This is a genomic window from Streptomyces sp. NPDC091377 (assembly GCF_044757045.1).
In the GTDB taxonomy this organism is placed as follows: domain Bacteria; phylum Actinomycetota; class Actinomycetes; order Streptomycetales; family Streptomycetaceae; genus Streptomyces.
In genome coordinates this window covers 220,231-232,702 of sequence record NZ_JBIVUE010000003.1, presented here as the reverse complement: position 1 = coordinate 232,702, position 12,472 = coordinate 220,231, and the positions used below count along the sequence as shown (strand labels likewise).

At 73.8% G+C, this 12,472-nt stretch carries 9 protein-coding genes and 1 pseudogene; 3 read left to right on the top strand and 7 right to left on the bottom strand.

The features are described from left to right. Positions 1–93 precede the first annotated feature (93 nt). Positions 94–2,697, top strand: a complete 2,604-nt coding sequence (locus ACIQNG_RS08755; protein WP_401483395.1) for a CHAT domain-containing protein — start codon at positions 94–96, stop codon at positions 2,695–2,697. 61 nt (positions 2,698–2,758) lie between these two features. Here ACIQNG_RS08755 and ACIQNG_RS08750 read toward each other — a convergent pair. Beyond that, a pseudogene (locus ACIQNG_RS08750) lies at positions 2,759–3,223 on the bottom strand (hypothetical protein); the annotation flags it as partial. Between the two features lie 110 nt (positions 3,224–3,333). Here ACIQNG_RS08750 and ACIQNG_RS08745 point away from each other — a divergent pair. Continuing rightward, positions 3,334–3,570 (top strand): hypothetical protein, encoded by a 237-nt coding sequence (locus ACIQNG_RS08745; protein ID WP_401483393.1) that lies wholly within the window; start codon positions 3,334–3,336, stop codon positions 3,568–3,570. A gap of 28 nt (positions 3,571–3,598) precedes the next feature. Here ACIQNG_RS08745 and ACIQNG_RS08740 read toward each other — a convergent pair whose 3' ends face one another. Next, complete coding sequence (locus tag ACIQNG_RS08740) at positions 3,599–5,458, bottom strand: LuxR C-terminal-related transcriptional regulator (RefSeq protein WP_401483392.1); 1,860 nt, start codon at positions 5,456–5,458, stop codon at positions 3,599–3,601. Positions 5,459–5,552: 94 nt separating this feature from the next. Between ACIQNG_RS08740 and ACIQNG_RS08735 the strand changes: the two genes are divergently transcribed. Continuing rightward, a complete protein-coding gene (locus tag ACIQNG_RS08735; protein WP_401483390.1) occupies positions 5,553–6,638 on the top strand; it encodes a M12 family metallopeptidase in 1,086 nt (361 codons plus the stop codon). A gap of 159 nt (positions 6,639–6,797) precedes the next feature. Here the strand turns inward: ACIQNG_RS08735 and ACIQNG_RS08730 are convergent, their stop codons facing one another. From ACIQNG_RS08730 to ACIQNG_RS08710, 5 genes are all read right to left on the bottom strand, one after another. Then, positions 6,798–8,171: an NtaA/DmoA family FMN-dependent monooxygenase gene (locus ACIQNG_RS08730; RefSeq protein ID WP_401483388.1), complete on the bottom strand. Its 1,374-nt coding sequence runs from the start codon at positions 8,169–8,171 to the stop codon at positions 6,798–6,800. A 20-nt stretch (positions 8,172–8,191) separates the two neighbouring features. Further along, a complete protein-coding gene (locus tag ACIQNG_RS08725; RefSeq protein WP_401483386.1) occupies positions 8,192–9,412 on the bottom strand; it encodes an LLM class flavin-dependent oxidoreductase in 1,221 nt (406 codons plus the stop codon). Positions 9,413–9,454: 42 nt separating this feature from the next. Continuing rightward, on the bottom strand, positions 9,455–10,492 hold the full coding sequence (locus ACIQNG_RS08720) for a transporter substrate-binding domain-containing protein (RefSeq protein ID WP_401424303.1): 1,038 nt from the start codon (positions 10,490–10,492) through the stop codon (positions 9,455–9,457). An 89-nt stretch (positions 10,493–10,581) separates the two neighbouring features. Beyond that, positions 10,582–11,397 carry an amino acid ABC transporter ATP-binding protein gene (locus ACIQNG_RS08715; RefSeq protein WP_401483384.1) on the bottom strand — a complete coding sequence of 272 codons (816 nt, stop codon included), beginning with the start codon at positions 11,395–11,397 and terminating at the stop codon, positions 10,582–10,584. Then, positions 11,394–12,386: an amino acid ABC transporter permease gene (locus tag ACIQNG_RS08710; RefSeq protein WP_401483382.1), complete on the bottom strand. Its 993-nt coding sequence runs from the start codon at positions 12,384–12,386 to the stop codon at positions 11,394–11,396. The genes ACIQNG_RS08715 and ACIQNG_RS08710 overlap by 4 nt, the downstream gene beginning before the upstream one ends. Between the last annotated feature and the right edge of the window lie 86 nt (positions 12,387–12,472).

Here is a 12,472-nt window from a genome sequence, read left to right as displayed (position 1 = left end):
GAGGCGTCGGTCGTCAATCAGAGCCGGGGGGTGGCCGATTGATACAGACCCAAACTGATGTGACCTGGTTCCCGGCGCACTACCATCCCTGGAGTGACAGCGGGAAGCGACTCGGTGCTCGAACTGCTGCCTTTGGTGTTCGCCGCGCCGAACGACGCCTTGGCCGAAGCGCGCCGGGTGCTGGACACCGACGCGGCGCCGCTGCACGCGTCCGTGGCGCATCAGGTGATCGGGATCTGGCAGCGTGATTTCGGCGACACCCGGCTGGCCCTGCACCATCTGCGCCGGGCCCGGGACTACGCGGTGCGCGCGGACTCGGCCGAGCGGGAGGCGGACGTCCTCGGTACGCTCGGGGTGGCGCTGATCCACGCGGGCCAGACCCGGCAGGGCCAGTCGGCGCTGGAGCGCGGGGTGGAGCGCGGCACGGGCCACACGCGCGCGCGTGCGCTGTTCCGGCGGGCGTACGCGGGGTGGGTGCTGGGGCATCACCGGGCGGCGCTGGAGGACGTACGGCGGGCGATCCCGGTGCTGCGGCAGGCGGACGACGTGATCTGGACGGCGCGGGCGCTGACGCTGCGCGCGACCGTGCATCTGGCGCTGGGCGCGGTGGACCGCGCGGACGCCGACTTCACCTCGGCGGAGGCCCTGTGGGAGACCACCGGGCAGGAGCACGACAAGGCGGACGCGGTGGAGAGCCGGGGGCTCGCCGCGTTCCGGTCCGGGGACGTGCCGGTGGCGCTGCGGCTGCTCGCGGAGGCGGAGGAGCGGTACGCGAAGCTGGGCACGCCGATCTTCATGCTGAACATCCGGCGCTGCGAGGTGCTGATGGCGGCCGGTCTGGCGCCGGAGGCGCTGGCCGAGGCGGACGCGGCGATCGCGGAGCTGGACGGCATGGGCGGCCAGTCGACGCGCAAGGCGGAGCTGCTGCTGACGGCCGCGCGCGCGGCCCGGCTCGCGGGTGACCCGCACACGGCGATAGCGCGCGCGGCCCTCGCGGTACGACTGTTCGCGGCGCAGCGGCGCACCTGGTGGCAGACGCACGCCCGGCTGGTGCTGCTCGAATCGCGGGTGGCGGCCGGGCGGGCGTCGGGCCGGATGGTCGCGGACGCCGCCGAGGTCGCCGAGCTGCTGGCCGGGTTCGGGGCGCCGGCCGCGCCGCAGGCGTCGCTGCTCGCGGGCCGGATCGCGCTGCGGCTGGGCTGGCGGGCGGACGCGGAGCGGCATCTGGCGCTGGCCGCGCGCAGCCGGCGCAGCGGGCCGCCGCTGGCCCGGCTGACGGGCTGGGCGGCGCAGGCGCTGAGCGCGGAGGCGGCGGGCTCGCCCCGGGGCGTGCTGGAGGCGTGCAGGCGCGGTCTGGACGTGCTGGACGACCACCGGATGACGCTGGGCGCCTCGGAGCTACGGGCCAGGGCGACCGAGCAGGGGGCGGAGCTGGCGGCGCTGGCCCAGCGGGCGAGCCTCGCGCACGGCGGGCCGCGGCGGCTGCTGAAGTGGAGCGAGCGGTGGCGGGCGACCGCGCTGAGCGCCCCGCCGACCCGGCCCCCGGCCGACCCCGAGCTGCTCGGCGATCTCACCGCGTTCCGGGAGATCGCCGCCCGCGCGGAGGAGGCGCGCCGCGACGGACGTCCCGTACCGGCGCTGGAGCGCGACCAGCGGCGCCTGGAGAAGGCGATCCGCTCCCGCAGTCTGCATCTGCGCGGGGAGACCCCGGGCGGCGGCGACCAATTCGACGTGGGCCGGCTGCTGGAGCGGCTCGACGGGACCCGCCTGGTGGAGCTGGCCGTGGTCGACGGACGGGTGCAGGTGCTGCTGTGCGGGGACGGGCGGGTGCGGCGTTTCACGGCCGGGCTGCTCGCGGAGGCGGAGCAGGAGGCCGAGCACGTGCTGGCGGGGCTCAGGCGGCTGGCCCACCCCGGTGCCGAGGCCCGGCTGCCGCTCGTGGAGGCGATGGGGCGCCGGCTGGAGGAGCTGCTGCTGGGGCCCGCCGCCGCGCATCTGGGGGGCGGGCCCGTGGTGGTCGTACCGCCGGGGCGGCTGCACCGGGTGCCCTGGGCGCTGCTGCCCTCGCTGCGGGAGCGGGTGCTCAGCGTGTCGCCGTCGGCGAGCAGTTGGCTGCGGGCCCGGGAGACCGAGCCGCCGCCGGGCGGACGGCATGTCCTGGTGCGGGGGCCGGGTCTCGCGACGGGCGGCGCCGAGGTGCCGGAACTCGCCGACCGGTATAGCGCCCCGGTCGTCCTGGAGGGCGACGAGGCGTGCGTGCCGCGGGTGTTGGAGGAGCTGGACGGGGCCGCGCTGGCGCATATCGCCGCGCACGGTTCGTTCCGGGCCGACAGCCCGCTGTTCTCGTCGCTGCGGATGTCCGACGGCCCGCTGATCGTGCACGACTTCGAGCGTCTCGCCCGCAGCCCCTACCGGATCATCCTGTCCTGCTGCGACACCGCCCGTTTCGCCTCGGTCGGCGCCGACGAACTCCTCGGCCTGGTCACCGCCCTCCTCCCGCACGGAACGGCGGGTGTGGTGGCGTGCAGCGTCCCGGTCAACGACGCCGCCGTGGTCCCGCTGATGCTCGCCCTCCACAAGGGCCTCGGCGCGGGCCTCTGCCTCGCCGAGGCCCTGCGCGACGCGCGGGCGGCGATGCCGGGGGACGCGATGCACCAGTCGACGGGGTGGGCGTTCTCGGCGTTCGGGGCGGCGTGAGGGCGGCCTGCCCGGGTGCGACGACCGCGGCCTGATGGGGTGCCGCGAAACCGCGGTCCGTTCAGGCGCGGCGGCGCCGGTGGGCGCGCTGGCGGCAGGCGGGGCCGCAGTACCGGGCCGGTCGGCCGGTGGGGTGGACCCGCAGGGGGGTGCCGCATTCCACGCAGCACCTTTCGGCGGCGCTTTCGTGACGGGGGCGGGCGGGTGCGTCACCAAACTCCCCGGCTTTCGTGACGCTCTCTTCCGGGTCCCCCGTCCTCGGGCCCGCCTCCTCCGCGGCCCCGGGCTTTCTGAGCGCCGGTGTCCGTAGTGCGTCCAGCAGGAGCCGGACCAGCAGGCTGCCGCGGGTCCGGTCCCGATGGGCCGAGCGCAGGGCGACGCCGCCGGCCAGCACGGCGGACAGGTCGGCGATGCGCACATCGGCGCGGATCGCGCCGGCCCGACGCGCGTCGTGCAGCAGCCGCGCCAGGACCTGGTGGAAACGCTGGTCGGCGGCGCCCAGCAGGGAGCGCGGCCAGCCCCGGTCGCGGGTGAGCGCCTCGCAGGCGGGACCGCGGCCCGTCGACCGCGGACCCGGCCCGGTTCGCCGGGCGCACCCTGGAACTCGCCGGTGACGCTCCGACCCCGGTCGCGGCGGTGGCCGCGATCACCGAGGCGACCGGTGTCCCGCTGCGCTACCGGCAACTCACCGACGCCGAGGCCGCCGCGCTGGGGCAGGAGGTCGCCGGGACCAAGCGGCGCTGGGACGCGGGCGAGCGCTGGCACGCCGACATCGAGGCACTGCGGGTCGTCCACCCCGGGCTGCGCACCTTCGCCGACTGGCTCGACGCGTCCGGCGCCGACAGTCTCCGCGCCCGCCTGACCGCCGGGTGAAGCGGACACGGCCCCCTGCCGCAGGCCGTCACGCCGAGCGGGTGGCCGGGAGTTCGATCAGGCACGGCAGGTCGCCGCGGTCGCTGGCGCCGAGGCGGGTGTAGGCGCTGTAGAGGTGGTTGCCGACCGTGCGGACGGACAGGGTCAGGCGTTCGGCGATCTGGCGGTTGCTCAGGCCCGCCGCCGCCAGGGTGACGATCTGGCGCTGACGGGCCGTGAGTTCACCCAGGGCGAGCCCGGACAGGGCCGGGGTGCGGGCGCCCTGGCAGCGGCGGGCCAGGGTGATGGCGCGGGTGCGTGAGGTGCGGGCGGCGCTGGGGTCGCGGTGCGCGGTCACGGCCTGGGCGAACGCCTCGGCCGCGAACAGCAGGTATCCGCGCGCCTCCAGCACCGCGGCCACCCGGTCCAGCGCGGGCCCGTCCCCGCGCGCGAGCGCCTCGGCGTGCTGGGCGAAGAGGCTCCCGGGCGGCAGCAGGCCGAGCGCCCGCTCGGGGGCACCGACGCGGACGGCGTCGTAGACCTCCTCGGCGGTGGCTCGGGGGGCCCGGTGGGTCATCGGTCCGGGCTCGTCCGCCCGGGAGGTCCGCGCGTCCGGGGCGGGCCCGTAGGTCACCGCCCGGTACGCCGCCCGCAGCGGGGGTTCTGGCGTGCCCGGGTCCTCCAGGTCGCCCGACTGGGCCGTGCTCATGGCGAGTTCGGTGGCGCAGGCCGGATCGTCCGGCGCGGTGCGCAGACCCTCGCGGGCCCAGGCGGCGGACTCACGGAGTGCGCCGCGCAGTCTGGCGTACCGGGCGCGGACGGCGGCGTACTCGGGCGGTACGGTGCCGCCCTCCTCCACCAGCCACCGGCCCACCGGTGCCGCGAGGGCGCTGACGTCGCCCTCCTCGATGCGGTCCTCCAGGGCGGCGGCCTCGGACTTGAGGGCGGACGTGCAGTCGTCGGGCGTGCGGGAGAGGCGGCGGGCGCGCAGGGTGCCGGCGGCGGCGCGCAGCACCGGGCCGTAGAGCGGGCGGGCGAGATGGACCGTGCCCGCGGCGTCGATGCGCACCAGGCCGTCGGACTCCAGGCGTTCGAGGGTCGGCAGGTCGAACGCGTCCAGGTGGGGGGCGAGGGGTTCGGCGAAGGCGAGGCGGTCGAGGGTCTCGCGCTCCTCGGGGCGGACCCGGCCGAGGACGGGCGCGGTGCGCAGCCGGACCGTCTCGGTGAGGGGGACGGGGCCCCGCCACGCGCGGGTGTCGGTGCCGGGTACGCGCGCGAGGAGGCCCTGTTCGCCGATGGCGGCGGACAGGTCGCGCAGCAGCCGTAGATCCCCCTCGCACAGGCGGCGCAGGCGGTTCATGGTGAGCGGGTCCAAGGAGCCGGCGGTGCCGGCCGTGAGGAGCTGGGCGGTGTCCTCGTCGGGCAGCGGTTCCAGGGCGAGCCGGGGCAGCAACTCGCCGGTCCACAGCCGGGACACCGCGCCGGGCAGGGGTCCGCTGTCGCGGGCGACGACGACCAGCCGGGTGGGGCCGTGCACGGCGAGGTGGTGGACGAGGGCGGCGGAGGCGTCGTCCAGCAGATGGGCGTCGTCCACCAGCAGCAGCCGGACCCCGGAGAGGAGGTGCACGGCCCGGTGCAGGGACACCGGCTCGGGCAGCAGATGGGCGAAGGCGGCGAACGGAATGCGGTGCGTGCCCGGGGCGCCGGCGACTCTGGCGCAGTCGGTGCCGCGCAGCGCCTCGGCCGCCAGGCGGGTCTTCCCGCAGCCCGCGGGGCCGGTCACGACGATGCCGTGCCGTCCGGCGGCCAGCGAGCGGCGGACCAGCTCCAGTTCGTCCTCCCGGCCGGTGAAGGGCCAGGGCAGCTCCAGGGTGCGCGCGTCCCGCTCGTACCGTCCATGAGTCGTCACGCAGTCATGAGCACCGGTACTCAACTCTGATACAGGGCGACTTGAGTAGACCTCGACTCAGGCGGCCGTACCCCGGGGACGGCACTCTGGGGGCATGACCGGTCGTCACTGCTCGCTCACGCGGCAGCCGGACCCCGTCCTCGCGCCGGGGCTGGCCGCCGAGCGGCGCAGTGCGCTCATCGGTGGTCGGCCGATGTGGGTCAACGGCACGGTGCTGCACTACCACTTCTTCGACCGGGACTCCGACGGCTCGGTCATCGCGGTGCCGGGCACCGGGGAGACCCGGCGGGTCGGCTGGGTCGGCGCCGAGCGGCAGCGCAACGTGGTGCGTGAGTGCTTCGCGGAGTGGGCGGGGCTCGGTATCGGGCTGTCCTTCGCCGAGGTCGACGACCGCTCCGAGGCCGAGCTGAGGATCGGGTTCCAGGTCGGTGACGGCTCCTGGTCGGCGGTCGGCCGGGACGCGCTGCGGCTCGGGCACAACGAGCGGACGATGAACTTCGGCTGGGATCTGACCGTGCCGGGCGAACGCGCCATGGCGCTGCACGAGATCGGCCACGCGCTCGGCATGCTGCACGAGCACCAGAGCCCGTTCGCCGGGATCCACTGGGACGACGAGGCGGTGTACGCCGAGCTGGCCGGGCCGCCGAACCACTGGGACCGGGAGACCACCCGCTTCAACATCCTGCGCAAGCTGGACCGTGACGAGGTCAACGGCTCGCTGTGGGATCCGCAGTCGATCATGGAGTTTCCGTTCACGTCCGGACTGATACTGGAGCCGGAGCAGTTCCGCGCGGGTCTGAATCCGCCGGGCACGCTGTCGCCGCTCGACAAGGAGTTCGTGCTGCGCTGGTATCCGCCGGTCGGCACGCGGCTGCCCGAGGAGCTGGTGCCGTTCCGCTCGGCGCCGCTGCGGCTGAGGCCGGGCGAGCAGGCGGACTTCCGGATCGAGCCGCGGCAGACCCGTGAGTACACGGTCGGGGTCTTCGGCGACGCGGACGCGGTGGCCGTGCTCTTCGAGGAGCGCGACGGCGTGCCGCGCTATGTCACCGGCGAGGACGACGGGGGCTCTCCGGACAACGCCACGCTCAGGGCCCGTCTCGTCAAGGGCCGCCGCTATGTCGTCCGCGTGCGCCTGTACTCCGTGCGGGGTTCGGGTGAGACGGCGGTCATGTGCTGGTGAGGCACACGGCCGCCCCGTGCGGGCGCAGGGACCATGGTCCGGCGCCGGGGGAAGTGGCGGACAGTTACCCTTCGGGGGAGGGGTAACTGTCCGCCACCATTTCTTTCTCCGTCGGTGAGGCCCTGTCCGTCGCCAGGGCCCTGTCCGTGGCCGAGCCCGTCAGGACGCGGCGCGGGTGTCCCCCACCGCGTCCGGGTGGGCGAGTCCCAGGTGGTCGCGCAGGGTCGTCCCCTCGTACTCCGTCCGGTACACCCCGCGTTCCTGGAGCAGCGGCACCACCCGGTCCGCGAACTCGTCCAGGCCGCCCGGGGTGAGGTGCGGGACGAGGATGAAGCCGTCGCTCGCGTCGGACTGGACGTACTCGTCGATGGTCGCGGCGACGGTCGCCGCCGACCCCACGAAGTTCTGCCGGTTCCCGGTCTCGATGACCAGGTCCCGGATGGACCAGCCCCGGGCGGCGGCGAGTTCGCGCCACTCGCGGGCCGTGGCGACCGGGTCGCGGTACATGCGCACCTGGGCCCGGCCGCGGGCGATGGTGTGCTCGCCGACGAGCGGGTCGATGTCGGGCAGCGGGCCGTCCGGGTCGTACGCGGAGAGGTCCCGGTTCCAGACGAACTCCAGGTGCTTGATCGCGGTCGCCCCGCTGACCTGCTGTCCGCGCACCTCCCGGGCGAGTTCCTCGGCGTCGGTGTCGGTGTCGGCGAGGACGAAGCTGGCGGCGGGCAGGATCAGGAGGTGGTCGGGGCGGCGGCCGTGGCGCGCGAGCCGTGACTTGACGTCGGTGTAGAAGGCGCGTCCTGCGTTGAGGGTGGCGTACCGGCTGAAGATGGCGTCGGCGCCGGCGGCGGCGAACTCGCGGCCCTCGTCGGAGTCGCCCGCCTGGAAGATCACGGGGCGGCCCTGGGGGCTGCGCGGCACGTTGAACCGGCCGTGGATGTCGAACTGCTGTCCTTCGTGGACGAAGGCCCCGGCCTTCGCGTCGCGCAGGAAGACCCCGGCGGCCTGGTCGGCGACGATCTCGTCGCCCTGCCAGGAGTCGAAGAGTTCGTTGGCGGTGGCGAGGAACTCCTTGGCGCGGGCGTAGCGGTCCTCCTGGGGGAGGAAGCCGCCGCGGCGGAAGTTCTCGCCGGTGAAGGCGTCCCAGGAGGTGACCACGTTCCAGGCGGCCCGGCCGCCGGAGAGATGGTCGAGGCTGGCGAACTGCCGGGCCACCTCGTAGGGCTCGTTGAAGGTGGAGTTGATGGTGCCGGTCAGGCCGAGCCGTTCGGTGACGGCGGCGAGCGCGGCCAGCACGGTGAAGGTGTCGGGGCGGCCGACCACGTCGAGGTCGTAGATCTGCCCGCCCTGCTCACGCAGGCGCAGCCCTTCGGCGAGGAACAGGAAGTCGAACTTCGCGCGTTCGGCGGTGCGGGCGAAGTGGGCGAAGGAGTCGAACTCGATATGGCTCCCGGCCCGGGGATCGCTCCATACGGTGGTGTTGTTGACCCCGGGGAAGTGCGCGGCGAGGTGGACCCGCTTCTTCGGCTTGCTCATGGTCGGATCGTCCTTCCGGCTCAGGCGGTGGTGGTGGCCGCGGTCGTCGCGTACCGGTTGGCGGGGCGTTCGAGGCCCAGGAGTCCGCGCAGGGTGTCGGCCTCGTAGGCGGTGCGGAAGGCGCCGCGCCGCTGGAGTTCGGGGACGAGGCCGCGGGTGATCGCGGGCAGGTCGTGGCCGTGGACGGCGGGTCGCAGCCGGAAGCCGGTCAGCCCGGCGGCCTGGAACTCCTGGAGCAGATCGGCGAGTTGGGCCGGGCTGCCGGTGAAGATCCTGGCGTCGCTGGTGTACGGCTCCCCCGCGAGGGTCTCCAGGCGTTCGCGGCGGGCGACGGCCTCGGCGGGGTCGTCGTCCAGCAGGACCACCAGGTCGCCGAAGACATGCAGGGGTGCGTCGGCCCGGCCGGCCGCGGCCTGCTCGGCGCGGATCTCGGCGACGATCGCCCGGGCCTGACCGGCGTCGTGCGGGGTGGTGTAGCCGATGTCGGCCTGCCGGGCGACCAGCCGGTACGGCACGGTGGCGTGGGCCAGGGCGGTCACCGGCGGCTGTCCCTGCGGCGGGCGGGGGGTGATGGACGGGCCCTTGACGTCGAAGAAGCGGCCCTCGAAGTCGATGTAGTGGAGCTTGTCCCGGTCGATGAACCGTCCGGTGGCGACGGAGCGGATCTCGGCGTCGTCCTCCCAGCTGTCCCAGAGGCGGCGCACCACCTCGACGTAGTCGGCGGCCTCGTCGAACAGGTCGGTGACCACGGGTTCGGTGGCCGCGCTGTCGTAGGACTCGATGCGGGTGAGGGTGCGGCGGCCGAAGTGGGCGGCCTCGTTGGGGCGGGCGGTGATCTGGACGCGCAGTCCGGCGCGGCCGGTGCTGACGTAGTCGAGGGTGGCGATCGCCTTGGAGAGGTGGAACGGTTCGGTGTGGGTGGCGACGACGGTCGGCACCAGGCCGATGTGCCGGGTGAGCGGTGCGACCCGGGAGGCGATCAGGACCGCGTCGAGCCGGCCGCGCACCTGGTCGGTGCGGTCGTCGGGGTCGAGCCAGTGGGACGACTGGGGGCCGAGGCCGTCCTCGACGGTGACGAAGTCGAGCAGCCCGCGCTCGGCCTCGGTGACGAGGTCGGCCCAGTAGCGGGCGGTGAACAGTTCGTTCGGCCGGGAGACCGGCTCCCGCCAGGAGGCGGGGTGCCAGCCGGTGCCGTCCAGGGCGACGGCGAGGTGCAGCGGGGTGCCGGTGAGGGCGGACATGGTGGGTGCCTTCCTTCGGTCGCGGGGCTGCGGCGCTGGTCGTCAGGCGTTGTCGAGCGGCAGGCCGGGCGGGTCGATCTCGGACTTCTCGACGGCGTCGCCGGTCAGGTTCCATGCCGTGAGCCACTGCTCGTACTGGCCGTTCTCGATCAGATGGTTGATCGCGGCGGCGAGCGGCTCGGCGAGTCCGCTGTCCTTCTTCGCGGCTGCGGCGATCAGGCCCTGGAGGGTCTCCCCCGCGCCGGAGAACTGGCCGGCTATCCGGGTGGCGTTGGGGGTGCCGGCCGTCTTGGTGGCGTGGTAGGAGAGGTTGGGGCTCGGTCCGAGGTAGGCGTCGATCTTGCCGCTTTCGAGGGCCAGGTAGAGGCTGTTGGTCTCCTGGTAGTACTTGACCGTGAGGTCCTCGCCCTCCTTGGCCAGCTTGTCCTTCCACTCCAGGAGGATCTTCTCCTGGTTGGTGCCGCTGCCGACGCTGACCGTGCGGCCGGCCAGGGCGCGGTAGTCGCCGTCGAACGTCCAGTCGCTGTCGTCGGTGACCTCGAAGGCGAGATCGTCCTTGCGGTAGGTGGCGAACTCGTACTTCTTCTTGCGCTCCTCGGTGACGGTGACGTTGGAGATGGCCACGTCCACCTTGCCGCCGTCCAGGCCGATGAACATGTTCTCCCAGGTGGAGGGGGAGACATCGGGTTCCAGTCCGAGGACGGCGGCGATCAGTCTGCCGAGGTCGGGTTCGGAACCGGTGAGGGTCTTCTGGTCGTCGCCGATGAATCCGAGGGGCGGGGAGCCGGAGGGCAGGGTGCCGGAGCCGATGACCAGCTTGCCGCTCTTCTTGACCGCGTCGGGCAGCAGGGCGCTGATGGACTTCACCTCGGCGACCTCGACGCTGGTCTCCTCGGCGGCCCCGTTGGACAGCCGGCCCACGGTGACCGTGCCGGCGGCGGCCTTCGTCGTCGTGGCGGCGTCGCTCTCCCCGCCGCAGCCGGCCAGGGCGGTGCCGAGCGCGGCGAAGGCGGTGACGGCGGTGATGCCGCGCAGCAGATGACGTCGGGAGAAGGTGCGTCGGGAGACGGTGCTGGGCATGACGGTCCTTGTCTGTCGGTGAATCGCTGGATCGATGGGAGCGATGGGATCGATGGATCGCTGAGGGGGCTGGGGGTGGAGGGGCGGGGTCAGAGGACCCGGCTCAGGAACTCCCGGGTGCGCTCGTGCCGCGGCTTGTCGAGCACGTCGGCGGGTGGGCCCTGTTCGACGATCCGGCCGGCGTCGAGGAAGACGACCCGGTCGGCGATCTCGCGGGCGAAGCCGATCTCGTGCGTGACGATGACGAGGGTGGTCCCGCTGGTGGCGAGGGCCTTGATGACGGCGAGGACCTCGCCGACGAGTTCGGGGTCGAGCGCGGAGGTCGGTTCGTCGAAGAGGATCACTCCGGGCCGCAGGGCGAGGGCGCGGGCGATGGCCACGCGCTGCTGCTGGCCGCCGGAGAGCTGGCGCGGGTAGGCGTCGGCCTTGTCGGCGAGTCCGACCCGGTCGAGCAGGGAGTCGGCCAGTTCGTGCGCCTGCCGTTTCCCGAGGCGGCCGGTGGCGAAGGGCGCGGCGGCGACGTTCTCCCGTGCGGTCAGATGCGGGAAGAGGTTGAAGTTCTGGAAGACGAAGCCGATCCGCCCGCGCTGGGTGAGGATGGCCCGCTCGCTGAGTTCCTTCAGCCCGTCGCCGTGGCGTCGTACGCCGATGGGTTCGCCGTTGACGCTGACGTACCCGATCTCCGGCTTCTCCAGGTGGTTGATGACACGCAGCAGGGTGGACTTGCCGGAGCCGGAGGGGCCGACGATCACGGTGACCTCGCCGGGCCGGACGGTGAGGTCGATGCCGTCGAGGACGCGGTGGGTGCCGTACCACTTGTGCACGCCGTGCACCTCCACGGCGGCGGCCGGGAGGGTGCCGCCGGCCAGGGTGGCCGGGGTGGCCGGGGTGTCTGTGGTGGTCATACGGCGGTCTCCCTGCGGGCGCGGTCCCGGACCCCGCGCAGGCTCGCGCGCAGGCGTTGCAGCGGGGTCGGCGGCAGGGTGCGGGTGGCGCCCCGGGCGTAGTGCCGCTCGACGTAGTACTGGATGACGGAGACGACGCTGGTCAGGATGAGGTACCAGACGGTGACGACCGCGAGCAGCGGGACGATGTCGCCGGGGTAGGTGGCGCCCATGGTCTGCGCCGTGCCGAAGAGGTCGAGCAGGGACACGTAGAACACCAGCGAGGTGCTCTTGATGAGGCCGATGAGCTGGTTGACGTAGTTCGGGGTGATGGAGCGCAGGGCCTGCGGGAAGACGATGCGGAGGAACTGGTAGCGCTTGGGCAGGCCGAGGGCGGCGGCGGCCTCGTGCTGGCCCTGGTCGACGGAGAGGATGCCACCGCGGACGACCTCGGCGGCGTAGGCGGCCTCGTTGAGGCTGAGGCCGATGACGGCGACGGCCATGTCGGTGGCGAGACGGGACTCGTCGAAGGTGAAGAAGGCGGGTCCGAAGGGGACTCCGAGGCTGAGGGTCTGGTAGAGGGCGCTGAAGTTGTAGAGGAAGAGCAGGACGACGATCAGCGGGATGGAGCGCAGCGCCCAGACGTAGGTCCAGCTGACCGCGCGCAGGACGGGGCTTCTGGAGAGCCGGGCGAGGGCGAGCAGGATGCCGCCGAGCAGTCCGAGGACGGCGCTGTAGGCGGCGACCTCCAGGGTGATGAGCAGTCCGTCGAGGATGGTGGGGCGCAGGAACCAGTAGCCGAAGCGATCCCATTGGTAGAAGGGGTTCGTGACCAACCCGTGGACGAACTGGGCGACCAGGACGAGGACGACGGCGGTGGCGATCCAGCGTCCGGGGCGGCGCAGCGGCTGGACACGCTGGGCGGTCAGGGGTGGTGACGGGGGGTCGGGTGGCGGCGGTGCGGATTTCGCGTCGGCGAGGGACACGGCGGCGCCCGGGGGTTCGCTCATGGGGACTCCGGCTCGGTGGGATCGCCCCGGGCCCGGGCGGAGCACGCGCCGCCGGGCCGCGCCGACGGCCGGGGAGGGCGCGGTGG

Coding starts and splice junctions, on each gene's coding strand:
- ACIQNG_RS08730 (WP_401483388.1), bottom strand. CDS start 8,171: ATGAGCAAGCCGAAGAAGCGGGTCCACCTCGCCGCGCACTTCCCCGGG.
- ACIQNG_RS08720 (WP_401424303.1), bottom strand. CDS start 10,492: ATGCCCAGCACCGTCTCCCGACGCACCTTCTCCCGACGTCATCTGCTG.
- ACIQNG_RS08710 (WP_401483382.1), bottom strand. CDS start 12,386: ATGAGCGAACCCCCGGGCGCCGCCGTGTCCCTCGCCGACGCGAAATCC.
- ACIQNG_RS08715 (WP_401483384.1), bottom strand. CDS start 11,397: ATGACCACCACAGACACCCCGGCCACCCCGGCCACCCTGGCCGGCGGC.
- ACIQNG_RS08735 (WP_401483390.1), top strand. CDS start 5,553: ATGACCGGTCGTCACTGCTCGCTCACGCGGCAGCCGGACCCCGTCCTC.
- ACIQNG_RS08725 (WP_401483386.1), bottom strand. CDS start 9,412: ATGTCCGCCCTCACCGGCACCCCGCTGCACCTCGCCGTCGCCCTGGAC.